At 74.5% G+C, this 25,098-nt stretch carries 25 protein-coding genes; 11 read left to right on the top strand and 14 right to left on the bottom strand.

What is annotated here, in order from left to right:
• Positions 1-4: 4 nt before the first annotated feature.
• The 5 genes from LV78_RS18845 to trxA form a co-directional block, all read right to left on the bottom strand.
• Complete coding sequence (locus tag LV78_RS18845; RefSeq protein ID WP_253846655.1) at positions 5-712, bottom strand: cobalt-precorrin-6A reductase; 708 nt, start codon at positions 710-712, stop codon at positions 5-7.
• 452 nt (positions 713-1,164) lie between these two features.
• Positions 1,165-1,917, bottom strand: a complete 753-nt coding sequence (gene cobM / locus LV78_RS18840; RefSeq protein ID WP_253846568.1) for a precorrin-4 C(11)-methyltransferase — start codon at positions 1,915-1,917, stop codon at positions 1,165-1,167.
• Entirely contained in the window at positions 1,914-3,083 is a 1,170-nt protein-coding gene (cbiE, locus tag LV78_RS18835) for a precorrin-6y C5,15-methyltransferase (decarboxylating) subunit CbiE (protein ID WP_253846567.1), read from the bottom strand. Before cbiE ends, cobM begins: the two co-directional genes overlap by 4 nt.
• Positions 3,080-3,472, bottom strand: a complete 393-nt coding sequence (locus LV78_RS18830) for a pyridoxamine 5'-phosphate oxidase family protein (protein ID WP_253846566.1) — start codon at positions 3,470-3,472, stop codon at positions 3,080-3,082. The genes cbiE and LV78_RS18830 overlap by 4 nt, the downstream gene beginning before the upstream one ends.
• 277 nt (positions 3,473-3,749) lie before the next feature.
• Entirely contained in the window at positions 3,750-4,148 is a 399-nt protein-coding gene (gene trxA, locus LV78_RS18825) for a thioredoxin (protein WP_253846565.1), read from the bottom strand.
• A 166-nt stretch (positions 4,149-4,314) separates the two neighbouring features.
• Between trxA and LV78_RS18820 the strand changes: the two genes are divergently transcribed.
• From LV78_RS18820 to LV78_RS18805, 4 genes are read left to right on the top strand one after another with little or no spacing between them, the layout of a single operon-like run.
• Positions 4,315-5,256: an ABC transporter substrate-binding protein gene (locus LV78_RS18820; RefSeq protein WP_253846564.1), complete on the top strand. Its 942-nt coding sequence runs from the start codon at positions 4,315-4,317 to the stop codon at positions 5,254-5,256.
• Positions 5,246-6,097, top strand: a complete 852-nt coding sequence (locus LV78_RS18815; protein ID WP_372494958.1) for an amino acid ABC transporter permease — start codon at positions 5,246-5,248, stop codon at positions 6,095-6,097. The genes LV78_RS18820 and LV78_RS18815 overlap by 11 nt, the downstream gene beginning before the upstream one ends.
• On the top strand, positions 6,094-6,852 hold the full coding sequence (locus LV78_RS18810) for an amino acid ABC transporter ATP-binding protein (protein WP_253846562.1): 759 nt from the start codon (positions 6,094-6,096) through the stop codon (positions 6,850-6,852). Before LV78_RS18815 ends, LV78_RS18810 begins: the two co-directional genes overlap by 4 nt.
• 2 nt (positions 6,853-6,854) lie before the next feature.
• On the top strand, positions 6,855-8,582 hold the full coding sequence (locus LV78_RS18805) for an aminotransferase class V-fold PLP-dependent enzyme (protein WP_253846561.1): 1,728 nt from the start codon (positions 6,855-6,857) through the stop codon (positions 8,580-8,582).
• Positions 8,583-8,614: 32 nt separating this feature from the next.
• Here LV78_RS18805 and LV78_RS18800 read toward each other — a convergent pair whose 3' ends face one another.
• The gene (locus tag LV78_RS18800; protein WP_253846560.1) at positions 8,615-9,202 is read right to left on the bottom strand and encodes an eCIS core domain-containing protein; all 588 of its coding nucleotides are present in this window, start codon (positions 9,200-9,202) and stop codon (positions 8,615-8,617) included.
• Between the two features lie 87 nt (positions 9,203-9,289).
• A complete protein-coding gene (locus tag LV78_RS18795) occupies positions 9,290-10,159 on the bottom strand; it encodes a YihY/virulence factor BrkB family protein (RefSeq protein ID WP_253846559.1) in 870 nt (289 codons plus the stop codon).
• Positions 10,160-10,576: 417 nt separating this feature from the next.
• Here LV78_RS18795 and LV78_RS18790 point away from each other — a divergent pair, with 417 nt between their 5' ends.
• From LV78_RS18790 to LV78_RS18775, 4 genes are all read left to right on the top strand, one after another.
• The gene (locus tag LV78_RS18790) at positions 10,577-12,595 is read left to right on the top strand and encodes a hypothetical protein (RefSeq protein ID WP_253846558.1); all 2,019 of its coding nucleotides are present in this window, start codon (positions 10,577-10,579) and stop codon (positions 12,593-12,595) included.
• Positions 12,595-12,876 carry a DUF4235 domain-containing protein gene (locus LV78_RS18785; RefSeq protein WP_253846557.1) on the top strand — a complete coding sequence of 94 codons (282 nt, stop codon included), beginning with the start codon at positions 12,595-12,597 and terminating at the stop codon, positions 12,874-12,876. The genes LV78_RS18790 and LV78_RS18785 overlap by 1 nt, the downstream gene beginning before the upstream one ends.
• Before the next feature lie 479 nt (positions 12,877-13,355).
• Positions 13,356-13,505, top strand: a complete 150-nt coding sequence (locus LV78_RS18780) for a hypothetical protein (protein ID WP_253846556.1) — start codon at positions 13,356-13,358, stop codon at positions 13,503-13,505.
• A gap of 132 nt (positions 13,506-13,637) precedes the next feature.
• Positions 13,638-14,189, top strand: a complete 552-nt coding sequence (locus LV78_RS18775; protein ID WP_253846555.1) for a VOC family protein — start codon at positions 13,638-13,640, stop codon at positions 14,187-14,189.
• Between the two features lie 20 nt (positions 14,190-14,209).
• On the opposite strand, the gene LV78_RS18770 is transcribed toward LV78_RS18775, so the two are convergent.
• Both LV78_RS18770 and LV78_RS18765 read right to left on the bottom strand, forming a co-directional pair.
• Positions 14,210-14,965: an enoyl-CoA hydratase/isomerase family protein gene (locus tag LV78_RS18770; protein ID WP_253846554.1), complete on the bottom strand. Its 756-nt coding sequence runs from the start codon at positions 14,963-14,965 to the stop codon at positions 14,210-14,212.
• 87 nt (positions 14,966-15,052) lie between these two features.
• Positions 15,053-15,943 carry an esterase/lipase family protein gene (locus tag LV78_RS18765; RefSeq protein WP_253846553.1) on the bottom strand — a complete coding sequence of 297 codons (891 nt, stop codon included), beginning with the start codon at positions 15,941-15,943 and terminating at the stop codon, positions 15,053-15,055.
• 189 nt (positions 15,944-16,132) lie between these two features.
• On the opposite strand from LV78_RS18765, the gene LV78_RS18760 reads away from it, so the two are divergent.
• Positions 16,133-17,146, top strand: a complete 1,014-nt coding sequence (locus LV78_RS18760; RefSeq protein ID WP_253846552.1) for an aldo/keto reductase — start codon at positions 16,133-16,135, stop codon at positions 17,144-17,146.
• 80 nt (positions 17,147-17,226) lie between these two features.
• Here LV78_RS18760 and LV78_RS18755 read toward each other — a convergent pair whose 3' ends face one another.
• Positions 17,227-19,569 (bottom strand): Tex family protein, encoded by a 2,343-nt coding sequence (locus tag LV78_RS18755; RefSeq protein ID WP_253846551.1) that lies wholly within the window; start codon positions 19,567-19,569, stop codon positions 17,227-17,229.
• Positions 19,570-20,061: 492 nt separating this feature from the next.
• On the opposite strand from LV78_RS18755, the gene LV78_RS18750 reads away from it, so the two are divergent.
• Positions 20,062-21,654, top strand: coding sequence for a phytoene desaturase family protein (locus tag LV78_RS18750; protein ID WP_253846550.1), 1,593 nt, complete (start codon positions 20,062-20,064; stop codon positions 21,652-21,654).
• A gap of 113 nt (positions 21,655-21,767) precedes the next feature.
• Here the strand turns inward: LV78_RS18750 and LV78_RS18745 are convergent, their stop codons facing one another.
• The 4 genes from LV78_RS18745 to LV78_RS18730 form a co-directional block, all read right to left on the bottom strand.
• Entirely contained in the window at positions 21,768-22,217 is a 450-nt protein-coding gene (locus LV78_RS18745; protein ID WP_253846549.1) for an SRPBCC family protein, read from the bottom strand.
• 160 nt (positions 22,218-22,377) lie between these two features.
• Positions 22,378-22,830 carry a PaaI family thioesterase gene (locus tag LV78_RS18740; protein ID WP_253846548.1) on the bottom strand — a complete coding sequence of 151 codons (453 nt, stop codon included), beginning with the start codon at positions 22,828-22,830 and terminating at the stop codon, positions 22,378-22,380.
• Between the two features lie 196 nt (positions 22,831-23,026).
• The gene (locus tag LV78_RS18735; protein WP_232519760.1) at positions 23,027-23,515 is read right to left on the bottom strand and encodes a LuxR C-terminal-related transcriptional regulator; all 489 of its coding nucleotides are present in this window, start codon (positions 23,513-23,515) and stop codon (positions 23,027-23,029) included.
• Positions 23,516-23,671: 156 nt separating this feature from the next.
• Positions 23,672-24,139 (bottom strand): GNAT family N-acetyltransferase, encoded by a 468-nt coding sequence (locus LV78_RS18730; RefSeq protein ID WP_253846547.1) that lies wholly within the window; start codon positions 24,137-24,139, stop codon positions 23,672-23,674.
• Positions 24,140-24,213: 74 nt separating this feature from the next.
• Between LV78_RS18730 and LV78_RS18725 the strand changes: the two genes are divergently transcribed.
• Complete coding sequence (locus LV78_RS18725; protein WP_253846546.1) at positions 24,214-24,999, top strand: enoyl-CoA hydratase/isomerase family protein; 786 nt, start codon at positions 24,214-24,216, stop codon at positions 24,997-24,999.
• Positions 25,000-25,098: the final 99 nt, after the last annotated feature.

Raw genomic sequence — 25,098 nt, 5'->3', positions numbered from 1 at the left:
GCCCTCACCCGAGTCGGGCGCGCACCCAGGCGGCGGCTTCCTCCGGGGAGGCCGCCGTCCTGGCGTCCGGGGGCGGTGGCGGGCGGCGGACCAGGACCACCGGGATCTTCAGGACGCGGGCGGCGTCGAGCTTGGCGGAGGTCATGCCGCCGCCGCTGTCCTTGGTCACCAGGACCTGGATGTCGTTGTCCCGCAACAGGTCCAGCTCTGATTCGAGGGTGTACGGCCCCCGGTCGAGCAGCACGCGCAGGCCGGGGGCGACCTCGTCGGGCGGGTCGACCATGCGCGCGAGGCCGCGCCGGAACGCGCCGACGCCCTGGCGGCCGGTGGTGATGAGCGCCCTGCGGTCCCCGATCGCGGCCGAGGCCTCGGCCAGGGAGTCGACCCACGTCCAGTCGTCACCGGGCCGCTCGGTCCAGCCGGGGCGGCGCAGCACGAGCAGCGGGACGCCGGTGCGCGCGGACGCGGCGGCGGCGTTGGCGGTGATCCGCTCGGCGAACGGGTGCGTGGCGTCGACCAGCGCGGTGACGCCCTCGGCCCGCAGGTGGTCGACCAGCCCGTCGACCCCGCCGAACCCGCCGACGCGCACCTCGCCGACCGGCAGGCGCGGGTTGGCGACCCGCCCGGCCAGCGAGGACACCACGCGCAGGCCGGGCACGGCGGCGAGGAGGGCGGCCAGCTCGCGGCCCTCGCCCGTGCCGCCGAGGACCAGGACGGTGGCCGGGCGCGCGCCGGGCTCGGCAGGCCTGGCGACGGCACCCGGCTCGGCGGCGGCACCCGGCCCAGCGGCGACGTCCAACCCGGCGGGTGCGTCGGGAGAAGGACTCCCGGCGGGTTCGGCAGCGGCCTCCGGCCCGGCAGACGCGACAGCAACACCTGCCCGCACCGGCTCGACGGCGGCACCCGCGCCAGCCCGCACAGCCACAGCACCCCGCCCGGCAGGCTCGACGGCAACACCCGCCCGCACCGGCTCGACGGCGGCACCCGCGCCAGCCCGCACAGCCACAGCACCCCGCCCGGCAGGCTCGACAGCAACACCCGCACCAGCCCGCACGGCAGCGTCCCCCGCCCACGCGGACCCGGCAGCGTCCCCGAGCCCGGCAGGAGCCCCTGCCCCGGCAAGCCGGGTGGCGCGCGCCTGCCCGCCAGGCCCGCCCGTCCCCATCAGGCTTCCGGCACCCGGCAGCGGTTCGCCGAGTACAGGTGGCTGTCCGGGAAGCCCTCCGCCGCCAGCACGCGCCCGACGACGATCACCGCCGTACGCTTCACCCCGGCCGCGCGCACCTGCGCGGCGATGTCGGCGAGCGTGCCGCGCAGCACCAGCTCGTCCTCCCGGCTCGCCCGCGCCACCACGGCCACCGGGCAGTCCGCGCCGTAGTTCGGCACCAGCTCCGCGACGACCTCGTCGATCCGCTGCACCGCCAGGTGCAGCACCATCGTGGCCCTCGACGCGCCCAGGGTCGTCAGGTCCTCGCCCTCCGGCATGGGCGTGGCGCGCGCGGAGGTCCTGGTCAGCACCACGGTCTGCCCGACGCCCGGCACGGTCAGCTCCCGGCCCAGCGCGGCAGCCGCGGCGGCGAACGCGGGAACGCCCGGCACCACCTCGTACGGCACGCCCTCGGCGTCGAGCCTGCGCATCTGCTCGGCGACGGCGCTGAACACCGACGGGTCGCCGGAGTGCAGCCTGGCCACGTCGTGCCCGGCCCGGTGCGCCTCCACCAGCTCGTGCACGATCTCGTCGAGCGTCAGGTTCGCGGTGTCCACGAGCTTCGCGCCGGGCGGGCAGTGCTCCAGCACCGCGACGGGCACGAGCGCCCCCGCGTACAGGCACACCGGGGAGGTGGTGATGCGCTGCACGGCCCGCACGGTGAGCAGGTCGGCCGCGCCCGGCCCGGCGCCGATGAAGTGGACGGTCACTCGTTCTCCTTCGTCACGGCCCACACCGTCACCGGCAGGTGCGGGCGCCACCCGGTGAAGCCGCCGACCGGCGCGGCCCGGCTGACCGAGAGCCTGGTCAGCGTTCCGCCCAGCTCGGCGTGCCAGCGCGCGAGGACGCCCTCGGACTCGATCGTCACGGCGTTCGCGACGAGCCTGCCGCCGGGCTTCACAGCGGCCCAGCAGCGCTCGACCACGCCGGGGGCGGTGACGCCGCCGCCGACGAACACCGCGTCGGGCCGCTCGAGGCCGTCCAGCGCGTCCGGGCTCGCGCCCTCCACGACCCGGACGGCGGTGGGCACGCCCAGCGCGGTGGCGTTGCGGGTGACGCGGGCGGCCCGCTCGGGGTGCTTCTCGATCGCGAGGGCGCGGCAGGCGGGGTGCGTGCGGCACCACTCGACGGCGATGCTGCCCGCGCCCGCGCCGACGTCCCACAGCAGCTCGCCGACCCTGGGCCCGAGCAGGGCGAGGCTGACCGCGCGCACCTCGCGCTTGGTGATCTGGCCGTCGTGCTCGAACGCGCCGTCGGGCAGTCCGGTGGCCCTGGACAGGCCGCCGGGACCGCACTCGACGGCGAGCACGTGCAGCGGGTCGGCGGCGTCGAGGTCGTGGTGGACGCGCTCGGCCGGTCCGCCGAGCTGCTCCAGGACGGTGATCCGGGCGTCGGGGGCCAGCTCGGCGACGGCGCGCGGGTCGGCGCCCAGGAGCAGCAGCCTGCGGTGCGGCTGGAGGTGCGGCACGAGCAGCGCCACCGGGCGGCCGACCAGGCTGACCACCTCGGTGCGGTCGAGCGCCCAGCCGAGCCTGGCGCAGGCGAGCGAGGCGGACGACGGGTGCGGCACGACGGCGACGCGGTCCGCGCCGAGCAACCGGACCAGGGTGGCGCCGATGCCGTGGAACAGCGGGTCGCCGCTGGCCAGCACGCACACCCGGCGACCGGCGTGCTCGGCGAGCAGGCCGGGCAGGGCGGGCAGCAGCGGGGACGGCCAGGCGATCCTGGTCATGTCGCCGGGGACGAGGTCGAGCTGGCGGGTGGCGCCCATGAGCACCTCGGCGGAGGCGATCTCGTGGCGGGCGCGGTCGGTCAGGCCCTCCCAGCCGTCCGCGCCGACGCCGACGACGGTGATCACGTCGGGTCTCGCGCTCACCTCAGGCCCAGCACCCTGGTGATCGCGATCTCGATGACCACGCGCTCCGGGTTCTCCCTGGGCACGCGGTAGCGCTCGGCGTAGCGCCGCACGGCGTCCGCGACCGACTCGGCGTCCTGCCGCACCACCGCACGTCCTTCCAGGGTCGACCAGCGGGCGCCCTCGAACTGGCACACCGCGACGAGCGCGCCCGCCTCACCGGCCGCGAGCACGTGGCGCACCTTATGCGAGCCGCGCGAGCTGATCACCCGGGCTGTCGCGGAGGCCACATCGAGGGTGACGCCGACCGGGGTGACGTGCGGCGTGCCGTCGCGGCGCAGGGTGGTGAGGGTGCAGACGCGCCGCTCGGTCCAGAAGCGGACGAAGTCGGCGGATTTCGCGGCGAGCATGGGTGAATCATGCGACACGGGCGGGTCCGCGCACGACGGCGCGGGTGTGCCGGTGGACACGCTCGCGCTGGCCCCGGAGGCGTCTCAACAGGATGTTGAAAAACGACGAGGGACGGGCCCGCTGCCGGGTCCCGCCCCTCGTCACGCCTGTTCCCGCCACCGCGCGCCGTCCGCGTCGCGGGAGGGTCCGCGCTCCGGGCCGGGCAGCCCGCGCGTCCACTCCCCCGCGTCTCCGGTCCGCGCCGGTCGGCCGGGGTCCGTGCTCCGCTCGCCCCGCTCAGCCCTTGGTCGCGGGCTCGCTGTCGGCGCTCTCCTCGTCCTGCTGCTCGGCGACCTGCTTGCGGACCTCGTCCATGTCCACGTCGCGGGCCTGCTGGATCAGGTCCTCCAGCGCGGTCTCGGGCAGGGCGCCGGGCTGGGCGTAGAGCACCACGCCGTCGCGGACGATCATCAGCGTGGGGATCGAGCGCACCTGGAAGGCCTGCGCGAGCTGCTGCTGGTCCTCGGTGTCGACCTTGCCGAAGACGATGTCCGAGTGCTTCTCGGCGGCCTTGTCGTAGACCGGGGCGAACTGGCGGCACGGGCCGCACCAGCCCGCCCAGAAGTCGACCAGGACCATGTCGGAGCCACCGACCACCTCGTCGAAGTTCTCCGTGGTCAGCTCCACCGTGGCCATGCGCTCTCCTCGCTAGTCGGCTTCGGGGTTCGTCCCCCGACTACCCCGTTCAACGGATCACCTACCCCCCGGATTCCCTTCAACAGGAAGTCGAAGGCTTCAACAAGACGTAGACAGCTTCAACAAAAAGTTGTAACTTCCGGGGACCCGAAGCCAGGAGGTGCCCATGGCCGTGCGCCGTACCGCTCTGACCACCGCTTTCGCCGCCCTGCTCCTGCTGTCCGCCTGCGGCGGCGGCGACGGTGGCGGGTCGGGGTCCTCGGGGACGCCCGGCGTCTCGGACGACCTGCCCGCCACCGGCGCGATCGTGGACGCGGTCACCAAGGACGACGCCCTGGCCGCGTCGCTGCCGCCCGAGGTGACGAGCGCGGGCAAGCTCAAGGTCGGGTCGAACGTCCAGAGCCCGCCCAACAACTTCTACGCGGCCGACGGCAAGACCCCGGTCGGCTCCGAGGTCGACCTGATCAAGGCCGTGGGCAAGCGCCTCGGCGTCGAGGTCGCGCACGAGGACATGGCGTTCGGCTCGCTGATCACGAGCCTCCAGGCGGGCCGCGTCGACCTGACGATGGCCGCGATGAACGACACCGAGGCGCGCCAGGAGCAGATCAGCTTCGTGGACTACTTCACCTCGGGCATCACGATCATGGTGCAGAAGGGCAACCCCACCGGCATCAAGGGCCCGGACGACCTGTGCGGCAAGGCCGTCGCGGTCGCGCTGGGCACCAGCCAGGAGGCGTTCGCCAAGGAGCAGAGCGGCAAGTGCACCGGCGCGGGCAAGGAGGCCGTGACGGTCACCGCGACCGACAGCGACACGCAGAACCAGAACCAGCTGCGCACCGGCCGCGTCGCCGCGATCGTCAACGACCTGCCCACCGCCGTGTACGTGTCCAAGACCGCGGGCAAGGGCGAGTACTTCGAGGCGGTCGACTACGCGCCCATCAACGGCGGCCCGTACGGCATCGGCGTGCGCAAGGACGCCGGGCAGCTCGCCACCGCCCTGCAGGGCGCCGTGCAGTCCCTGATCGACGACGGCACCTACGGCAAGATCATGGACGCCTGGGGCGTCGCGCAGGGCTCGGTCACCAAGGCCACGATCAATGGCGAGTGATCCGGTGAGCACCGAAGTGGGAGCCGGGAAGCGGGACGACCTGGTCGTCGTCCCGCTGCGGCACTGGGGCCGCTGGGTCGGCGCGGTCGTGCTGCTGGCGCTGCTGGGCTCGCTGGGCTGGGCGCTGGCGGGCGCGCAGATCGACTACGCCGCCGTGCCCGGCTTCTTCACCCACGAGATCATGCTGCGCGGCCTGGCGAACACGGTCGTGCTGGCCGTGGTGGCGCAGGCGGGCGCGATCGTGCTGGGCGTGGGCATCGCGCTGCTGCGCCGCTCGGCGAACCCGGTGGCCCGCTGGTTCGCCGCCGGGTACGTGTGGCTGTTCCGGGGGCTGCCGGTGCTGCTGCAGATCCTGCTGTGGTTCAACCTGGCGCTGGTGTTCGACACCATCTCGATCCCGATGGTGTTCGAGGTGCAGACGAACGTGCTGATCACCGCGTTCGTCGCCGCGCTGCTGGGGCTCGGGCTCAACGAGAGCGCGTACATGGCCGAGATCGTCCGCGCGGGCCTGAACAGCGTGGACCACGGGCAGGTCGAGGCGGCGAAGGCGATCGGCATGACGCCCGCGACGACGTTGCGCAGGGTCGTGCTGCCGCAGGCGATGCGGGTGATCATCCCGCCGACCGGCAACAACTTCATCAACATGCTCAAGGGCACCTCGATGGCCTCGGTCATCGGGTTCCTGGAGCTGATCCACGCGGCGAACAACATCGCGTCGCACAACCTCCAGATCATGGAGACGCTGCTCGCCGCCGCCGCCTGGTACATGGTCGTGGTGAGCGTGGCCAGCGTCGGCCAGCACTTCCTGGAGCGCGCCTACGGCAAGGGGGTGGCCCGATGAGCCTGGTCAGGGCCGTCGGAGTGCGGAAGTCCTTCGGGAGCACCGAGGTGCTCAGCGGCATCGACCTGGAGGTCGAGGCCGGGCAGGTGTGGTGCCTGCTGGGGCCGTCCGGGGCGGGCAAGAGCACGTTCCTGCGCTGCGTGAACCACCTGGAGACCATCGACTCCGGCCGGATCTGGGTCGACGGCGAGCCGGTCGGGTTCGCCAGCAGGGGCGGGAAGCTGCACGAGCTGCGCGAGCGCGAGGTGGCCAAGCAGCGGCGCGGCACCGGCATGGTGTTCCAGCGCTTCAACCTGTTCCCGCACCGCACCGCGCTGGAGAACATCACCGAGGGGCCGGTGCAGGTGCTCCGCGAGTCCAAGGCGGACGCCGTCGCGCACGCCCGCGAGCTGCTGGAGAAGGTGGGGCTGGCCGACAAGGCGGGCGCCTACCCGAACCAGCTCTCCGGCGGGCAGCAGCAGCGGGTGGCGATCGCGCGGGCGCTGGCCATGCGGCCCAAGGTGATGCTGTTCGACGAGCCCACCTCCGCGCTGGACCCGGAGCTGGTGGGCGACGTGCTGGACGTGATGGCGGGGCTCGCGGCGGACGGCATGACGATGCTGGTGGTCACGCACGAGATCGGGTTCGCCAGGCAGGTCGCGGACGAGGTGGCGTTCCTGGACGGCGGGGTCGTGGTCGAGTCCGGGCCGCCCGACCAGGTGCTGGAGAATCCGCGTGAACCCAGGACCCGGCAGTTCCTCTCGAAGGTGCTCTAGCGATGCGCATCCCCTCCTCCTACCTCGTCACCTTCCGCGAACCGGAGGGCTACCTGGACTTCGGCCGCTTCGGGCCGCCCTCGCAGGCCGTGCTGGAGGCGTCCACCCGGATGCTGGAGCAGGCGACCGCCGCCGGACCGTCCACCGTGGACGACCTGATGCGGCACGAGCTGCGCGCGATGGCGGCGGCGGCGCGGTTGTGCGGCAGCGACACCGACCACGTGGTGCCGCTGCCGAACACGAGCACCGGCTTGTTCCAGGTCTCGCTGGGCCTGGTCGGCGAGGTGGTCGTGTCGCCCGCCGAGTTCCCGGCCAACACGTACCCGTGGGTGCGGGCCGGGCGGGCGCGGGTGAACTGGCTGCCCGCCGGGCCGGTGACGCCCGAGGCGGTGCGGGCGGCGCTCACGCCGGAGACGACGGCGGTGTCGGTGAGCGCGGTGGACTTCCGCACCGGGTACCGGGCCGACCTGGCGGCGCTGCGCGAGGTCGTCGGCGACCGGCTGCTGGTGGTCGACGGCATCCAGGGGTTCGGGGTCGTGGACGAGCCGTGGCAGGTCGCCGACGTGCTGGTGGTCGGCGGGCAGAAGTGGGTGCGGGCCGGGTGGTCGACCGGGTTCATGGCGCTGTCGGACCGGGCGCTGGAGCGGTTGGAGCCGGTGGCGTCGGGGTGGACCGGGGCGCTGGACCCAGGGCTGTTCGACGGTTCGGTGCACCCGGTGGGCGAGGGCGCGGCGGCGTGGTCGCTGACGAACCTGAACCCGATCGCGTCCGGCGCGTTCGCGACCGCGCTGGAGCTGGTGGAGCTGGGCGGGGTGCCCGCGATCGGGGCGCGGATCGGGCAGCGGTTGGACGAGCTGGGCGAGGCGGTCGAGGCCGCTGGCGGGGTCGTCGTGTCCGCGCGGGACCGGCGCGGCGGGATCATGGCGTTCGAGGTGCCGGGGGTGCCGTCGTCGGCCGTGGGGGCGGCGCTGGTGGACGCCGGGGTGACCGCGACGGTGCGACCGGAGCACGTCCGGTTGACGCCGCACGCCTCGACCACGCCGGAGACGGTGGCGCGGTTCGCCGGTGCGCTGCGGGAGCTGCGGTCGCCCGCGCCCGTCGTGGTGGACGTCGGGGTCGGGTCGGTCGCCGCGGGGCCGGTGCGCGGGAACGTGCTGGACGCGCTGGCGCCGACCGTGGCAGGCCTGGCTCCGGCGCTCGGGCCGGGGACCGAGGTGGTGCTGCACGACCTGTCCGCGCTGCCGAACTCGATCGTGGCGATCGCGGGTGGGCTGACCGGGCGGCAGGTCGGTGGGCCGATGACGGACCTGCTGCTGGGGCTGGTGCGGCGGGGGACGACCCAGGACCTGCCGGGGTACGACACCTACGCGCCGGACGGTCGGCTGATCCGGTCGTCCACGGTGTTCCTGCGCGACGAGCGCGGGGTCGCGGTGGGGTGCTTGTGCGTGAACAGCGACCCCGGCGCGGGCGGGGGCGCCGGGCAGGGCGGGCACTCGGTGGAGGCGTTCCCCGGTGACGTGGACACGTTGCAGAAGCTGCTGGTGGAACGGGCCGTTGAGGCGGTCGGGGTGCCGGTGGGGCTGATGAAGAAGGCGCACAAGTCCGAGGTCGTGCGGGTGCTGGACGAGTCGGGGTTGTTCCTGATCCGGGACTCGGTGGACTACCTGGCCGGGGTGCTGGGGGTCACGCGGTACACGATCTACAACTACCTGAACGAGATCCGGGGGTAGCGGGGGCGCCGGGCGGGTGGTCCCACCGCCGGTCAGCCGTGGTCGTGCCCGTCGTGCGGGTCGTGCGCGGGTCCCGACATGACCCGCCGGGCGTTCGCCTCCGCCGCGCGCTCGAAGCGGTCGCCGGGGTCGGACACGTTCAGGCCCGAGCCGTCGTCCGTCCCGGCCACCGGGCCCTGGCGCTGCTGGATCACGTGGGTCAGCTCGTGCGCCAGGGTGTGCTTGTCGCCGCCGCCCTCGCCGAGCACGACGTCCGCCCCCGACGTGTAGGCCCGCGCGCCCAGCTCCGCCGCCGAGCGCTGGGCCGCCGCGCCGGTGTGCACGCGCACGTCCGAGAAGTCCGCGCCCAGCCTGCTCTCCATCTCGCCCCTCAGCGCGGTGTCCAGCGGCCTCCCCGACGACGCGAGCACCTCGTGGGCCGTTGAGCGCTGCACCGGGTCGGGTTCCCCGGCGCGCTGGGCGGTGATCAGGCGCGCGACGGCGGTGTTGCCGATCGAGCGCTGCAGCGACTCCACCTCACCGGGGCTCATCGGGCCGAGGGTGGTCCGCTGCTCGGTTTCCTGGTGCCGCACCGGGGTGGTGGCCGGAGCGGGCTTGGGGGACGGCTCCTTGGCGTGCATGGGCACCATGCTGGCCGTCTCGGGGAGGTGGGCACAGGCCCTGGAGGGCAGCGGCGGGGCACCGTCGCTGCCCTCCCCCGCTCGCGGTCACGCGGCGGGCGTGCTCGTCACCCCCTCCTGCTGCTGGCGCGCCGCGCGCTGGGCGGCCAGCAGGACGCGGCCGGTGTGCTGGAGCGCGGCGTCCATCGCCACCCCGACGAGCAGGGCGGTGCAGGCCAGCCAGATCCACGCCATGATCACGACGAGGCCGATGATCGAGCCGTACACCCGGTCGTAGGACCCCGCGTACGCCGCGTACACGCCGACGCCGAACGTCGCCACCAGGCAGATGACCAGCGCGAGCAGCGCGCCCGGCGTGATGCCGAGCCTGCCCGGCCTGCGGGTGGCGGGCGGCGCGGCGAACAGCAGCCGCACCGCGCAGCCGGCCAGCAGGACCAGCACCGGCCACTTGGCGACGTCCCACAGCTGGACCGTCGACGGCCGCACCCCGGCCAGCGCCGCGACCTCGTCGGCGATGTCGCCGGTGAACGCCACCACGCCCACGACCAGCATGAACAGCACCAGGACACCCAGGGTGAGCCCGACCCGCAGCGGCACGAGCTTCCAGAGCGAGCGGTGCTCCTTCACGCCGTTGCAGGCCGCGCAGGCGCGCAGGAAGGCGCCCGCGAACCGGTAGGCCGACCAGACCGCCACGAGCAGGCACACCGCGGCGAGCGGACCGGCGACCGCCGGGCGCAGGCCGTCGAGCGCGACCACGAGGATGCCGTGCACCCGGCTGGGGGCCAGCGGGGAGATGACGGTCATGACCTTGGAGCGGGTGTCCTCGCCCAGGAACCCGACGAGCGCGACGGGCAGCAGGGCTCCGGAGAGCATCACGAGCACGGTGTAGTGCGTGAGGGCTGCCGCGCGGTCCGAGAGGTGGTGCTCCCGGTACCACACGACGGTTGTGCGGAACACCGTCCACCACGACCTTCTGGGTGGACGCGTAGGTGCTTCGAGAGCCTGGGCCATACCCGAATGATTGCCCGTTCGGAGGATGGGCATGACGGGGGGTTGACCCTGCGGGGTCGCGGGTAGTCGAGGGGCGGGCCCACCTGGGCCGATGCCTGCGGGGGCGGGCGGCCGGGTGGTATAGGGGTGCGGGGGCTGTTCGGCGGTGACGCCGGGCGGGTGAGCGCGGGCGTGGGCCGAGTGGTCGACGCGGTTGAACGGTTGAGGCGAAGGGGCGCGGTGCGGGTGGACGACAGGGTGGCGGGACCGGGCGGTGCGGGGTCGGGCGGGAGCGGGTCCGGCGGGCGCGAACCGGGCTGGACCGGACCCGGTGGGGCCGGGGGTCCGGGCGCGAGCGCGAGCGGTTCGGGTGGCTCGGGTGGCGTGGGCGGCTCGGGTGGCCCCGGTGGTCTTGGCGGCCCTGGTTCCGGTGACGCCGAGGGCGCGGGGTCCGGGCCTGCCGGGACCGGTGGCGCCGAGCGGACGACCGGCACCGATCCGCACACGGCCAGGTACGCGGGCAACCCGATGGCCGAGCCGAACCCGAAGAACCTCCCCAAGACCAGGCGCGCCCCCGCCGAGGAGCAGGACTTCCCGGCCGAGTGGCCCGCCGAGGAGAGCGACGTCGAGGAGACCGGGTCGGCCTGGCGGCAGCCGGGGACGCCGGATCCGCGTCGGGCGGACGCTGATCGGACGGTTGAAAGCGGGCATTCGGGGCACACCAAGCTTTCGAGTGACACCGCACTTCCGGGTGTCACCGGTCAGGAGAGTGACACCAAGCAGGCGGAGAGCGCCGAGCGGACGGGGGAACGAGTGCGCGAAGACGAGGCGGGGAAGGTCGAGCGGATCGCCGGGAAGGCGGCTGACGGGACCACCCGGATCACCGCCCAGACCGGCGCGGCGGCGGCTCAGGCTGCGGCGACCGCGAGCAGCGCGGTCATCCGCGCGGGTGAGAAGGCGGACTCGGGCACGGCGAAGCCGGGTGACAAGGCGGACGTCACCGCAGCCGAAGGCGCGGCCCAGGTCCACGCGGCCAGCGAGAAGGCCGAGGGGAAGACCGACGAGAAGGCGGGCGAGAAGGCGGACCGGACGGCGGGCGGAACGGCGGGCACGACCGGAACCGGCAGCGGGACCGGGGCAGGCAGCGGGACCGGGATCGGTGCCGCGTCCGGAGCTGGCACTGCGGCTGGAGCTGGCACCACGGCCGGAGCCGGCACTGCGACCGGGGCTGGCCACACGCCTGGATCAGGCACCACGACCGGGACTGGCACTGCGGCTGGGGCTACGGGCGCTGGCCAGAGCCATGCGGCCGGGGCCGAGAGCAAGGGCTCCGCCCAGGGCCACAGGGCCGGGAGCGAGCGCTCCGCCCAGAGCCACGGAACCGGGAGCGGGAGCAAGGGCTCCGCCCAGGGGCACGGGACCGGCGGTGAGTCGGGCTCGGTGGTCGACCGGGGTGCGGACCGGGCGGACGCCGCCGTGGCGAAGGCCGGGGACCGGGCCGAGAGCGCCGCGAGCGTGTTGGGCGACAAGGCCGACCACGCCGCCACCCGGTTGGGCGACAAGGCCGAGAGCACGGCGGAGCGGGTCGGTGACGGGGCGGGCGCTTCGGCGGCGGGTGTCGCCGCGAAGTCCGACGCGGCTGCCGGGAAGCTCGCCGCGAAGTCCGAGGCGACCGGCGCGCGCGTTGGCGAGAAGGCCACCGAGACCGCCGCCCAGGTGGGCGGCAAGGCGGGCGCCGCTGCCGCCGGGATGAGCGCCAAGGCCACCGAAGCGGGTGAGAAGGCCGGTGCTGCCGCCACCGCCGCGGGCGAGAAGGCCGGTGCTGCCGCTGCCGGGGTGAGCGAGAAGGTGGGCGAGGCGGGCCAGAAGGCCGCCGCCGCCGCTGCCGTGGCGGGCGAGAAGGTGGGCGACGTCGCCGCCGAGGCCGGTGAGAAGGCGGGCAACGCCGCTGCCGCCGCAGGCCAGAAGGCGGGCGCCGCTGCCGCCGACGTGAGCGGGAAGGCCGCCGCCACCGCCGCGCGGGTCAGCGAGAAGGCCGGTGAGGTCGCCGAGCAGGTGGCCGGGAAGTCCGGCGAGGTCGCGGCCCAGGTCAGCGGGAAGGCGGGCGCCGTCGCCGCGCGCGTCGCCGACCAGGCGGGCACGACCGCCGCCCAGGTGGGCGAGAAGGCCGCTGCCGCCGCCGCGCGGATCAGCGAGCGGGCCGGGGTCGCGGCGGGCGAGGTCGGTGAGCGGGCGAGCGTGGTCGCGTCCAAGGTCGGCGACCAGGCCGGGGTGGTCGCGGAGCGGTTGCCCGCGTCGGTCAGGGGCGCGATCGCGAAGGCGCGGCAGCACCCGGTGCTGACCGCGTCCGGGTTGATCACGGCGTTGTTGGTGCTGCGGAAGCTGCTGCGAGGAGGTCGCTGATGGCGGGCAAGTTGGTCTACCGGGGGTTCAGCACGGGCGTGAGCCTGCTGGGCGGTTACCTGGCGGGCAAGGTGTTCGGGCAGGTGTGGAAGCTGATCAGCGGTGACCGGCTGGCCCCCGAGCCCACCCAGCGCGACCGGGGCTGGGGCGAGGTGCTGCTGGCCGCCGCCGTGCAGGGCGCGATCTTCGGCCTGGTCAGGGCCGCGATCGACCGGGGTGGCGCCACCGGGTTCAGCAAGGTCACCGGCGAGTGGCCGGGTGAGACCGCCGACGTGGACTGACCCCACCTCCCACGGGCACCGCTGACGCCGCCCGCCCCCGCGCCGCGACCGCTCCCGCCAGGCCCGCCACCACGGTGACCGGCCGACCGGAGCGGTGGGCCGCGCGGGGGCGGGCGGCGTCGTGGTGGGGAACGGGCAGGCAACCGGTTTCCCCGCACGGGGGGCGGGCGGCCTCGTGGGGAGGACCGGGCACGGCAACCCGTTCCCTGCACGGGGGCGGGCGGCCTCGTGGAGGCACCGACGCGGCAACCCGTTCCCCGGCAGGGGGCTGGGCGGCCTCGTGGGGGCACCGGCGCGGCAACCTGTTCTCCGGCAGGGGGCCGGGCGGCCTCGTGGGGGCACCGGCGCGGCAACCCGTTCCCCGGCAGGGGGCCGGGCGGCCTCGTGAAGGCACCGGCGCGGCAACTCGTTCACCGACGCGGGCAACCCCACCTCCCGGTGGGGTTCGGCCGCCGGTGGGCGTGGGTATACCCGGCGGCATGACCGAACCGGAAGAGCCCAGGGTCAACCCCGACCCGCCGCAGCCGCCCGGCACGCCGGAGGTGCCCGACCTGGACGTCGACGTCACCGAGTTCATCAGCGAGGAGGACCAGCCCGAATCGCCGGGGCCCGGCACCGAGCCCTCGTGACCCGGCGCGGGACCGGGCGATCCGGTCCCGCCCCTCCGGCCCCCGGCCACGCTGCGCCACTGTGGAAAATTCCGTCCGCCATCAGGGCGAAGGATGATCCACGATCAGGCGACAGCCCCTAACATCGTGCTCATGCCCCAGCCCCAGGGAGCCGAGCTGGCCGCGCTCAGCGCACGTCGGGACGCCTTGCGCGAGCGCTACCTCCACCGCTCGGCGGCCGGGAGCGGGACCCCGGTGCGCGGGGTGCACCACATCGCCCTCATCTGCCGCGACGTCGAGCAGACCATCCGGTTCTACCAGGAGTTCCTCGGCTTCCCGCTGGTGGAGCTGGTCGAGAACCGGGACTACAACGGCTCCAGCCACTTCTTCTTCGACCTCGGCAACCGGAACCTGCTCGGGTTCTTCGACTTCCCCGGTCACGCCCACCCCGAGCACCGGGAGACCATCGGCGCGGTGCAGCACTTGGCGCTGTCCGTCGACGGGGCCGCGTTCGAGGAGCTCAAGCGCCGACTGGACGCCGCGGGGGTCGAGTACCTGGGGCCGGCGCGCGGGTCCGCCGACAGCATGTACATCCGCGACCCCAACGGCATCGGGCTGGAGTTCTACCGGCAGGAGCTCGGCCGCTTCGAGGGCCGCCCGCTGCTCGGGGACGCCCGCAGGGCGCTGGGCGAGGAGACCGCCTGACCGGGCGGCACCCGAAGGGCTCAGAACACCGGCGCCCGCTTCTCCAGGAACGCCGCCACCCCCTCCGCGTACTCGGCGCTGCGCACCGCCGCGTCGTACAGCCGGGCGACCTCGGCGCTCTCCTCCCGCTCCCCCGCCACCACCCGATCCACGATCTCCTTCATCCCCAGCACGCTCACCGGCGCCCGCGACGCGAGCACCCCGGCCAGCTCGGCCGTCCGCGCCCCCAGGTCGTCGACCACCTCGTTGACCAGCCCGATCCGCAGCGCCACCGCCGCGTCCACCAGCTCACCGGTGAGCAGGACCTGCTTGGCCCACGACGGCCCCACCACGTCCACCAGCCGCTTGGTCGACGTCAGCGGGTACACGATCCCGAGCTTGGCGGGCGTGATCCCGAACCGGGCCCGCGCGGACGCGATCCGGATGTCGCACGCCAGCGCCAGCTGGCACCCGCCGCCGACGCAGAACCCGTCCACGGACGCGATCGTCGGCTTCTCCAGGGTGGCCAGCGCCTGCTCGCCCGCGTGCACGACCGCGCTGTACCGGGCGGTCGCCTCGACCCCGCGCCGCAGCTCGCCGAACTCGCCGATGTCGGCCCCGGCGGAGAAGTGCTCGCCGCCGCGCACGACGAGCACCCGCACCGCGTCGTCCGCGCGCACCCGCTCGACCAGCGCGGGCACCTCGCTCCACATCGCGAAGCTCAGCGCGTTGCGCTTGTCGGGCCGGTCGATGGTCAGGGTGGCGATCCGGCCGTCCAGGTCCAGGCGCAGGGTCATGACCGCAGGGTATCCACGCGACGCGGCCAGGACGATCAGTTTCGTTCCACACTGAAGGAATAGAGTGGAATAACCGGGCGGGCCCCCTCAGGCCGCCGGGAACATCCGCGCCATCCCCGGCGGCGGCGCGAACCGGCGCCACCGGCCGCGCGGCTGCGCCAACCGGTCGGCCACCAGCCACAGCACCGACGTGTTGTGGCAGTACCCGAGGTGGCTGGACGCGACCTGCACGCTCTGCCGCCTCCGCCCCTCCTCCTCCAGGCACGCCCGCCACGGCACGATCCCGTCAGACCGCGAGTACACCGACGTCGCGGGCACCGGCACCGGCGGTCGCTCGGACTCCGGCGGCGGGACGTCGGAGGCGGCCTCGTAGAACATCGCCAGCAGCCGGAACACCGGGTTCACCCGCGTGCACCGGGCGTCGCGCAGCGCGTACGGGCTCCCGAGGGTGATCACCTGCCGCACCAGCTCGGGCCGCTCGCGCGCCAGCTCGCGGGCGAACACCCCGCCCAGGCTCCACCCCACCAGGCTCACCTTGCCGCGCTCTGCGGCCACCCGCTCCAGCAGCGCGCGCGTCCCGTCGACGGTGGCGGCGGACGGCCCGAGGTTGCGGCCAAGGCCCCACCCGCGCACGTCGTAGCCGAGCCCGGACAGGAACTTGCGCAGCACCGCCGTGGACCCGTCCGCGCCGCCCAGCCCCGGCAGCACGATCACGGTGTGCCCGTCGCCGCTGGGCGCGGCGCGCAGCAGCTGCCGCGCGGCGGCGTACTGGCCGAGGTCGACGACGGCGCGGGTCGGCTCGGTGAGGTACCAGAGCAGGCCGGGCGCGTGGGGCGCCTCGGGTTCGGATCCCGGTTCGGGGAGGGCTTCGGGCAGGGGCTCGGGGACGACGGCGGGAACGGCGTCCGGGACGGCGGCCAGCGGGGGCGCGGCCCGGTCCTCGGACGCGGGCGGCGGGAATTCCGGCAGAGCTGTCACAGCCCCTCCCCTCGCTCGGCGTTGAGCGCTCCTGTCCCATGGTGTTTCCCCGAACCTCCCCCGGCTAGTCCTCGCCGGTTGCGATCCGGTCGCGCTTCCCCGAAGCCCTCGCGTCCCCACCGGCGGGAATACCGGGCCCGGCGCGCCGCCTTGTGCGGAGTCGACCGACGAACCGATGTGGGGGTTGCCGTGGAGTACCGTCCGTTCGGACGAACCGGTGTGCGGGTGAGCCCGCTGACGCTGGGCGCGATGCAGTTCGGCGACGCCAACCGCGAGGACGGCGTCCGGGTGATCCACCGGGCGCTGGACGCCGGGGTGAACGTCGTCGACACCGCCGACGTGTACAAGGGCGGGCAGAGCGAGCAGGTGGTGGGCGCGGCGCTGGTGGGGCGGCGGGACTCGGTCTTCCTGGCCACGAAGTTCCACGGCGCCATGGGCGAGAACCCGAACCGGCGGGGCAACTCGCGGCGCTGGATCGCCCAGGCCGTTGAGGACAGCCTGCGCAGGCTCGGCACCGACTGGATCGACCTCTACCAGGTGCACCGGCCCGACCCGGACACCGACTTCGAGGAGACCCTGTCCGCGCTGACCGACCTGGTGCGCGCCGGGAAGATCCGCTATATCGGCACGTCCACGTTCCCGGCCTCGGAGGTCGTGGAGGGGCAGTGGACCGCCGAGCGGCGCGGGCTGGCGCGGCCGGTGGCCGAGCAGCCGCCGTACTCGATCCTGGCCAGGGGCGTGGAGCGGGAGGTGCTGCCGGTCGCCCAGCGGTACGGGATGGCCGTGCTGCCGTGGAGCCCGCTGGCGGGCGGGTGGCTGGGCGGCGGGTACCGCAGGGGCGTGGAGCGGGCCGAGACGCCGCGCATGGGCGGCCACCCCGAGTGGTTCTCCACCACCGCGCCCCGGCACGCCGAGCGGATGGACGCGCTCGACGCGCTCACCGCGCTGGCGGACGGGGCCGGGATCACGCTGGCGCACCTGGCGCTGGCGTTCGTGATCCGGCACCCGGCGGTCACCTCGGCGATCATCGGGCCGAGGACGCTGGAGCACCTGGAGAAGTCGCTGGGCGCGGTGGACGTGGTGCTGTCCGACGACGTGCTGGACGAGATCGACCGGATCGTGCCGCCGGGGTTCTCCTTGCCGCAGGGCGACTTCGGCTACGACCCACCGTCCATCTCGGACTCTTCGACGCGCCGCAGGTGAGCCGGGGCTAGTGGAACGGGCGCCGCCCGGCTCCCCGAGGGGAACCGGGCGGCGCGCGTCACGCGGGGATCAGGGCCGGGTCACTTGCCCAGACCGGCCCTGCGCAGGGCCTCCGCCATCGCGTTGTTGGCGGGCGGGCGCTCCTGCTGCTGGCGCCCCCGGTTGCCGCCACCGCCGTTGCCGCCACCGCGCCGGTCGCCGCCGCCGCGCTGGCCGCCACCGCCGCCGCGCCGCTCGCCCTGCTGGTCCTTGGGCTTGCGGCCGGGCTCGTCGGTCAGGCGCAGGGTCAGGCCGATGCGCTTGCGCGGGATGTCGACCTCCAGCACCTTCACCCGCACCACGTCGCCGGACTTGACCACGTCGCGCGGGTCCTTGACGTAGTTGTCGGACAGCGCCGAGATGTGCACGAGGCCGTCCTGGTGCACGCCGACGTCGACGAACGCGCCGAACGCGGCCACGTTCGTCACCACGCCCTCCAGCACCATGCCGGGCTTGAGGTCGGCGATCTTCTCGACGCCGTCGGCGAACGTGGCGGTCTTGAACGCCGGGCGCGGGTCGCGGCCGGGCTTCTCCAGCTCGCGCAGGATGTCGGTGACCGTCGGCAGGCCGAACTTGTCGTCCACGAAGTCGTCGGGCCGCAACGACTTCAGCACCGCCGTGTTGCCGATGAGCTGGTCGGCGCCCGCGCGCTCCTGGATGCGCCGCACCACCGGGTAGGCCTCGGGGTGCACCGAGGACGCGTCCAGCGGGTCCTCGCCGTCGCGGATGCGCAGGAAGCCCGCGCACTGCTCGAAGGCCTTGGGGCCCAGGCGCGCCACGTCCTTGAGCGCCTTGCGGGTCCGGAACGGGCCGTTGCCGTCGCGGTGCTGCACGATGTTCTCCGCGAGACCGGCGGTGATGCCGGAGACGCGGGTCAGCAGCGGCGCGGACGCGGTGTTCAGGTCGACGCCGACCGCGTTCACGCAGTCCTCGACCACCGCGTCGAGCGAGCGGGACAGCTTCGACTCGGACAGGTCGTGCTGGTACTGGCCGACGCCGATCGACTTCGGGTCGATCTTGACCAGCTCGGCGAGCGGGTCCTGGAGCCTGCGGGCGATGGACACCGCGCCGCGCAGCGACACGTCCATGCCGGGCAGCTCGGCCGAGGCGAACGCGGACGCGGAGTACACCGACGCGCCCGCCTCGGACACGACGACCTTGGTGAGCTTGAGGTCCGGGTGCTTCTTGAGCAGGTCGCCCGCGAGCTTGTCGGTCTCGCGCGAGGCGGTGCCGTTGCCGATGGCGATCAGCTCGACGTCGTGCTTCTTGGCGAGCGCGGCGAGCTTGGCGATCGACTCGTCCCAGCGGTTCGCGGGCACGTGCGGGTAGATCACGTCGGTGGCGACGGCCTTGCCGGTCGCGTCGACCACGGCGACCTTCACGCCGGTGCGGAAACCGGGGTCGAGGCCCATCGTGGCGCGGGTGCCCGCCGGGGCGGCGAGCAGCAGGTCGCGCAGGTTCGAGGCGAACACGCGCACGGCCTCGTCCTCGGCGAACTGGCGCAGCCGCGAGCGCAGGTCGATGCCCAGGTGCACGAGGATGCGGGTGCGCCAGGCCCAGCGGACGGTGTCGGTGAGCCAGCGGTCGGCCGGGCGGCCCCGGTCGTCGACGCCGAAGCGGGCGGCGATCGCGACCTCGTAGCCGCTCGGGCCGTCCTCGGGGGTGTCGCCGGGCTCGAACTGGAGGTCGAGGACCTCCTCCTTCTCGCCGCGCAGCAGCGCCAGGATGCGGTGCGACGGCAGCTTCGCGAACGGCTCGGAGAACTCGAAGTAGTCGGCGAACTTGGCGCCGTCCTCCTCCTTGCCCTCGCGGACCTTCGAGCCGACCTGGCCGAGGCCCCACATGCGCTCGCGCAGCTCGCCGATCAGGTCGCCGTCCTCGCCGAAGCGCTCGACCAGGATGGCGCGCGCGCCCTGCAGCGCGGCGGCGGCGTCGGCGACCTCCTCGGTCAGGTAGCCGGCGGCGGTGTCCTGCGGGTTGAGCGTCGGGTCGTTCAGCAGCGCGTCGGCGAGCGGTTCGAGGCCCTGCTCGCGGGCGATCTGGGCCTTGGTGCGGCGCTTGGGCTTGTACGGCAGGTAGAGGTCCTCTAGCCGGGCCTTCGAGTCGGCGGCGAGGATCTGGGCTTCGAGGGCGTCGTCGAGCTTGCCCTGGGAGCGGATGGACTCCAGGACGGAGGCGCGGCGGTCCTCCAGCTCGCGGAGGTAGCCGAGCCGCTCCTCCAGAGAGCGGAGCTGCGCGTCGTCCAGCGCCCCGGTCGCCTCCTTGCGGTAGCGGGCGATGAACGGAACGGTCGAACCGCCGTCGAGGAGGTCGACGGCGGCGGACACCTGGTTCGCGCGCACGCCGAGCTCTTCGGCGATCCTCTGGTGAATGGCTGTCGTCACAGCGGGCCATTGTGCCCGTGCGGGGTGGAGCGGGGTTCGCGGGCTCCGGGCGGGGGTGGGTGATCTTGGGGGGTGGAGGGGTGGGGAGCTGCGGGAACGGGGCGGGCTGGGCGTTGGGCGGGGTGAGGAGCTGGTGGCGGGGCGGGGGTTGACCGATCGGGTGGGGCGGGTGGCCCGGAACGCGACCGGGCTCGGTGGCGCTGGACGGGCGTGGTGGCGCTGGGCGGGTGCGGCGGCGCTGGACGAGCGCGAGCCCGCCGGGAGGGCGGGAGGGGGGTGACTGGGCGAGCGCCAGGACGCGGGCGGGCCGGGCTCGGCCGGGATGCGGACGTGATCCGGCCGGGGTGTGATCGGGTCGGCCGGGGCGCGGGCACGCGCGAGCCGGGGTGATCTTCGGGTGAGAGGCGTCCGGGCAGGTGTGCGGGCGGCGGTGGCGGGTAGCGCAAGGGGTGGGGCGATCCGGCCCCTCCGGTGGAACGGGTGAGGAGCGCGGTGCTGGGTTCAGCGGGTGACGAGGTTGACGTGGTGGTCGTCGGGGCCGGGCCCAACGGGCTGGTCGCCGCCGCGCTGCTGGCCGACGCGGGGTGGGACGTCGCCGTGCTGGAGGCCGGGGACCGGCCGGGCGGGGCGGTGCGGACCGAGGAGTTCGTGGCGCCCGGCTTCCGCAGCGACGTGTTCAGCTCGTTCTACCCGCTCGGCGCCGGGTCGCCGGTGATCGCGGGGCTGGGGCTGGAGGAGCACGGGCTGCGGTGGCGGCGGGCGCCGGAGGTGCTGGCGCACGTGCTGCCGGACGACCGGGTCGCGGTGCTGTCGGACGAGGTGGAGCGCACCGCCGCGTCGCTGGAGGCGTTCGGCGCCGGGGACGGGCAGGCGTGGCGGGACGAGTTCGCGCTGTGGGAGCGGGTGCGCGAGCACCTGCTGGACTCGCTGCTGCGGCCGTTCCCGCCGGTGCGGGCGGGCGCGGGGCTGCTGGGGGCGCTGGGGGCCGGGGACGCGCTGCGGCTGGTCCGCTCGCTCGTGCTGTCGGTGCGGGCGTTCGGGGCCGAGCGGTTCGCGGGCGAGGGCGGGACGCTGCTGCTCGCGGGCAACGCGATGCACACCGACCTCGGGCCCGACCAGGCGGCGGGCACGGCGTTCGGGTGGCTGCTGTCGATGCTCGGGCAGGACGTGGGCTACCCGGTGCCCGAGGGCGGCGCGGGGGCGCTCGCGGAGGCGCTCACCCGGCGGTTCGGCGGGGCGGTGCACCTGGGGCGGCCGGTCGAGCGGATCGTGGTGGCGGGCGGTCGGGCGCTGGGCGTGCGGGACGCGGCGGGCGGGTTCGTGCGGGCGCGCAAGGCCGTGCTGGCGGACGTCCCGGCGCCCGCGCTGTACCTGGACCTGGTCGGGGCCGAGCACCTGCCCGCGCGGCTGGTGTCGGACCTGGCGGCGTTCGAGTGGGACGACGCGACGGTGAAGGTGGACTGGGCGCTGTCCGGGCCGATCCCGTGGACCGCCGAGGCCGCGCGCCGGGCCGGGACCGTGCACGTGGGCGGTGATCTGAACGGGCTGGCGGTGGGCGCGACGCAGATCGCCTGCGGGCGGGTGCCCGACGACCCGTTCCTGATCATGGGCCAGATGACGACCGCCGACCCGACCCGCTCCCCCGAGGGCACGGAGGCCGCCTGGGCCTACACGCACGTGCCGCGCGGGCTGAGCTGGGGCCGGGACGAGCTGGAGCGGTACGCGGACCGGGTCGAGGCGGTCGTGGAGGCGCGCGCGCCGGGGTTCCGGGACCTGGTGCTGGGGCGGGTCGTGCAGGGGCCGGAGGACCTCAAGGACCGCAACCCGAGCCTGCTGGGCGGGTCGACCAACTCCGGGACGGCGGCGATCCACCAGCAGCTGGTGTTCCGGCCGGTGCCGGGGCTGGGGCGGGCGGACACGCCGGTGGACCGGCTGTACCTGGCGAGCGCGTCGGCGCACCCCGGCGGCGGGGTGCACGGGGCGGCGGGCGCGAACGCGGCGCGGGCCGCGCTGGCGCGGGGCGGGCTGGGCGGGGACGGGTACCGGCTGCTGGTGCAGGGGTTGCAGCGGGCGCTGTACCGGTAGCCGAGGACGGGGGCGGCGGCCGGTCGTGAACGGGCCGCCGCCCAGGGGGACGGCGGGGCGTGGAACGGGCCGCCGCCCTGGGGACGACGGGGCGTGGAACGGGTCGGACCCGGCTAGTTCAGGGCGCCGCTCTCCCTGCGGACGGCCAGCGCGGCCAGCCTGCGCAGGCTCTCCCGGTTCCTCGGCGCCAGGAACAGCGCCTGGACCGGCTTGGGCAGCAGCCCGAGCGGGCCCCTGGTGATCTCCTCGGCCATCAGCACGTCGGTGCCCCCGGCGGTCTCGGTCAGCTCCAGCCTGATCCTGGCCTGGCCCAGCGGCCACAGCCCCGCGTCCAGCTCCAGGAACCGGCCGGGCTCGCCCGCGCGGGCGGTGCTGGTGTCCTTCACCTGCACGGGCCAGGCGCCGAGGCTGTGGTGGATGCGGGTGCCCACGCGGGGCCACCCGGTGTCCACCTGGCGGATGTGGGACGCGCCGACCACCCAGCCCGCGTAGGACCAGCCGTCGGCCAGCACCGCGAACACCTCGTCCGGGGTGGCGGGGACGTGCAGCTTCACCTCGATCACGACCGGCGGTTTCCCCCTGCGCGGCGGGGAAAACCCGGAGGTCGCGAGCGGCACACCGGCCGAGGGCGCGCCCCGGTCGCGGGAGCGCCCGGCGGGTGGGCAGGACTGCCCACGCCGGGACGGCTCCGAGCGGCGCCCAGGGGTCCGTTCAGGGGGTCGTTCAGGCGCGGGGCCGCCAGCGCTTCCACAGCGCCACCGCCTCCGCGCGCGGCTTGCCGTCCCACCACAGGGACACCTCGGCGGTCATCTGCTTCTCGTCCGCCTCCACGACCTCCGCGCGCAGCTCGACCTCCTCGGTCAGCGGCGCGGGCCGCAGGTAGCGCACGTCCAGGCCCGCCGTCACGTACGCCAGCGCGGCGCCGCCCAGCGGGCGCCAGCCGCGCTCGTCGGCCTCGGCCATCACCGCCGCCGCGCTGTGGCAGTCGAGCACCGTGCCGATCACGCCGCCGTTCAGGTAGCCGAGGCCGTTGTCGTGCTCCGGCCACGGCGTGAACGCCGCGGTGACCAGCCCGCCCTCCCCCCGGTAGCTGCGCAGGCGCAGCCCCTTGGGGTTGGCCTGGCCGCAGCCGAAGCAGGGCAGTTCCGGGTAGAGGCGTTCCTGGATGCTGGTCACGACCGGCACCCTAGGCGCTCCGGGCATTCTCCGGGGTTCGCCGCGCACAATCGGCAGCGAACTCCGGAGGGTCCCCCAGAAAATTGCTCACCCGAATAGCCGCACCATTCCAGTGCGACCACCACGGCCCGTATTCGGATTAGGACCCCCGACTCCGCCGCTAGTGCGAACGGGGCAGGGGGAACTCGAATCCCGACTACAGGTAGGAGCGCTGACCCCACGGCATGGCCGCGGCGAGCTGCGCCCGTCGGCCGATGTCGAGCTTGCGGTAGATCCTGGTGATGTGGAGCTCGACCGCGCGGGTGGACACCGAGAAGTGCTCGGCGATCTGCCGGTTGGTCATGCCCTCCAGCATCATCAGCGCGATGCGGTGCTCGTGGGGCGTGAGCGGCTCCTTCGAGCGATCGGCGCTCTGGCCGTCGCGAGGTCGGACCACGGACGGGACCCGCTCGTGGTCGGGCAGGCCGAGCAGCACGTGCCACTGCCTGATCCGCACCTCGGCCACCGACTGGGACCGCACGTAGGGGTCGCCGCGCACCAGGTCGCGCGCCGCCGCCTCGTCCGGCACCTGGCAGACGAGCAGCACTCCGCTGCCGTCGGCCCACGGCCCGGTGCCGACCAGCACGCCCTGCTCGGCGAGCGGTCGCCAGTATTCGCGGTGCGCGAGGTGAATCGATCTGCGCACCTGTCGCGCGTCGCGAAAAGTCAACTCCACTGCGAAAGCCACTGGACTGATCCCCATTTCATATCCGCGGCCCAACTTTCGGCACTACTCAACTGTGAGGCATTAAACCTGTCAAGTGAGTCAGATCACACGTGTTATATCGAAACCCGATGGGACCTATAGCCCCTTTCCGAACCAGTGGTGGGCGTGGGGGTCGTCGTTGAAGGGCGCCACCTCGCGGTAGCCGAGCGCGGCGTACATGGCCCTGGCCTCGATCAGGTCGCTCCTGGTGTCCAAACGCGCCTGTCGCGCGCCGAGGTCGCGGGCGGCCCGCTCGACCGCCTCGACCAGGGCCCGGCCGAGCCCCTGACCCCGGTGTTCCCGCAGGACGTGGACTCGCTTGAGCTCAATCGTGTCCTCCGTCACCATCCGGAAGGCGGCGCACCCGACCGGCTCACCGGCCACCTCGGCGGCGAAGAACCCGGCCAGGTCGTCGGTCGGGTCGTCCGCGACGGCGAGGTCCACCTCCGCCTCGGTGGCGGGCCGCCCGTGGTACCGGGAGACGATGTCGTGCAAGTACGCCCGCACCAGGGCGGAAGCGGTGTCGCCGAACGGGTCGACGGGCCGAACGGACCAATTGCCCATGATCGGACCGTGGCAGGGAATGGGCCGTTCGGACAACTGCTTTGCCGCGTGGGCCGCGTGTAGAGTCCGGCCACGTGCCTGAGCAACTGGTCCGCGTGGCGCGGGACGCGGCGGGGCTGGCCGTGCTGACGGTCGACGCTCCCCCGCTGAACCTCTACACCGCCGAGTTGCGCGAGCTGCTCGCCGACGCCGTGGACGACCTCGCGGCGCGACCGGCGCGGGCGCTGCTGGTGCGCGCCGAGGGCCGGGTGGTCAGCGGCGGCGTGGACGTCGCCCTGTTCGCCGAGCAGGACGGCCCCGAGGAGGCCGAGGCGCTCCTCGACGAGATGATCGACCTCACCGAGCGGGTCGCCGAGCTGCCCTTCCCCACCGTCTTCGCCGCCCACGGGCTGTGCCTGACCTGGGCGTTCGAGGTGGCGCTGGCGTGCGACGTGCTGCTGGCGGCGCGCAGCGCGGAGTTCGGGCTGGTCGAGCGGGTCATCGGCATGACGCCCGCGATGGGCGGCACCCAGCGGCTCGCGGCGCGGGCCGGGGTCGGGCGGGCCAAGGAGCTGGTGATGACCGGCGAGCGCTACCCGGCCGAGGTGCTGGAGCGGTGGAACGTGGTCAACCGGGTGCTGCCCGACGAGGGGTTCGACGAGGCGGCGCTGGCGTTCGCGCAGTCGCTGGCGGCGGGGCCGACCCGCGCGCACGCGGCCACCAAGCGGGTGCTCGCGCACTACGAGGCCGGTGGGGTGGCGCAGGCCGACGAGCACGTGGCGACGATCGCGGCCGGGCTGTTCGCGACCGAGGACCTGCGGGGCGCGGTGCGCTCGTTCCTGGCCGACGGGCCGGGGAAGGCGACGTTCGCGGGGCGGTGACGGCGGGCGGCGCCTGACGGGCGTTGTCGGCTGAGCGGTGACGGCGGGACGGCGCCTGGTAGGCGGAGCCTGACGGGCGATACCGGCTGAGCGGTGACG

Origin of the sequence: Actinosynnema pretiosum (assembly GCF_024171695.1) — a bacterium.
Classification (GTDB): Bacteria; Actinomycetota; Actinomycetes; order Mycobacteriales; family Pseudonocardiaceae; genus Actinosynnema; species Actinosynnema pretiosum.
This window is presented reverse-complemented; position numbering and strand designations above follow the sequence as displayed.

Coding starts and splice junctions, on each gene's coding strand:
- trxA (WP_253846565.1), bottom strand. CDS start 4,148: ATGGCCACGGTGGAGCTGACCACGGAGAACTTCGACGAGGTGGTCGGT.
- LV78_RS18780 (WP_253846556.1), top strand. CDS start 13,356: ATGACCGAACCGGAAGAGCCCAGGGTCAACCCCGACCCGCCGCAGCCG.
- LV78_RS18810 (WP_253846562.1), top strand. CDS start 6,094: ATGAGCCTGGTCAGGGCCGTCGGAGTGCGGAAGTCCTTCGGGAGCACC.
- LV78_RS18785 (WP_253846557.1), top strand. CDS start 12,595: ATGGCGGGCAAGTTGGTCTACCGGGGGTTCAGCACGGGCGTGAGCCTG.
- LV78_RS18800 (WP_253846560.1), bottom strand. CDS start 9,202: ATGCACGCCAAGGAGCCGTCCCCCAAGCCCGCTCCGGCCACCACCCCG.
- LV78_RS18775 (WP_253846555.1), top strand. CDS start 13,638: ATGCCCCAGCCCCAGGGAGCCGAGCTGGCCGCGCTCAGCGCACGTCGG.
- LV78_RS18730 (WP_253846547.1), bottom strand. CDS start 24,139: ATGGGCAATTGGTCCGTTCGGCCCGTCGACCCGTTCGGCGACACCGCT.
- LV78_RS18820 (WP_253846564.1), top strand. CDS start 4,315: ATGGCCGTGCGCCGTACCGCTCTGACCACCGCTTTCGCCGCCCTGCTC.
- LV78_RS18830 (WP_253846566.1), bottom strand. CDS start 3,472: ATGCTCGCCGCGAAATCCGCCGACTTCGTCCGCTTCTGGACCGAGCGG.
- LV78_RS18805 (WP_253846561.1), top strand. CDS start 6,855: ATGCGCATCCCCTCCTCCTACCTCGTCACCTTCCGCGAACCGGAGGGC.
- LV78_RS18770 (WP_253846554.1), bottom strand. CDS start 14,965: ATGACCCTGCGCCTGGACCTGGACGGCCGGATCGCCACCCTGACCATC.
- LV78_RS18815 (WP_372494958.1), top strand. CDS start 5,246: ATGGCGAGTGATCCGGTGAGCACCGAAGTGGGAGCCGGGAAGCGGGAC.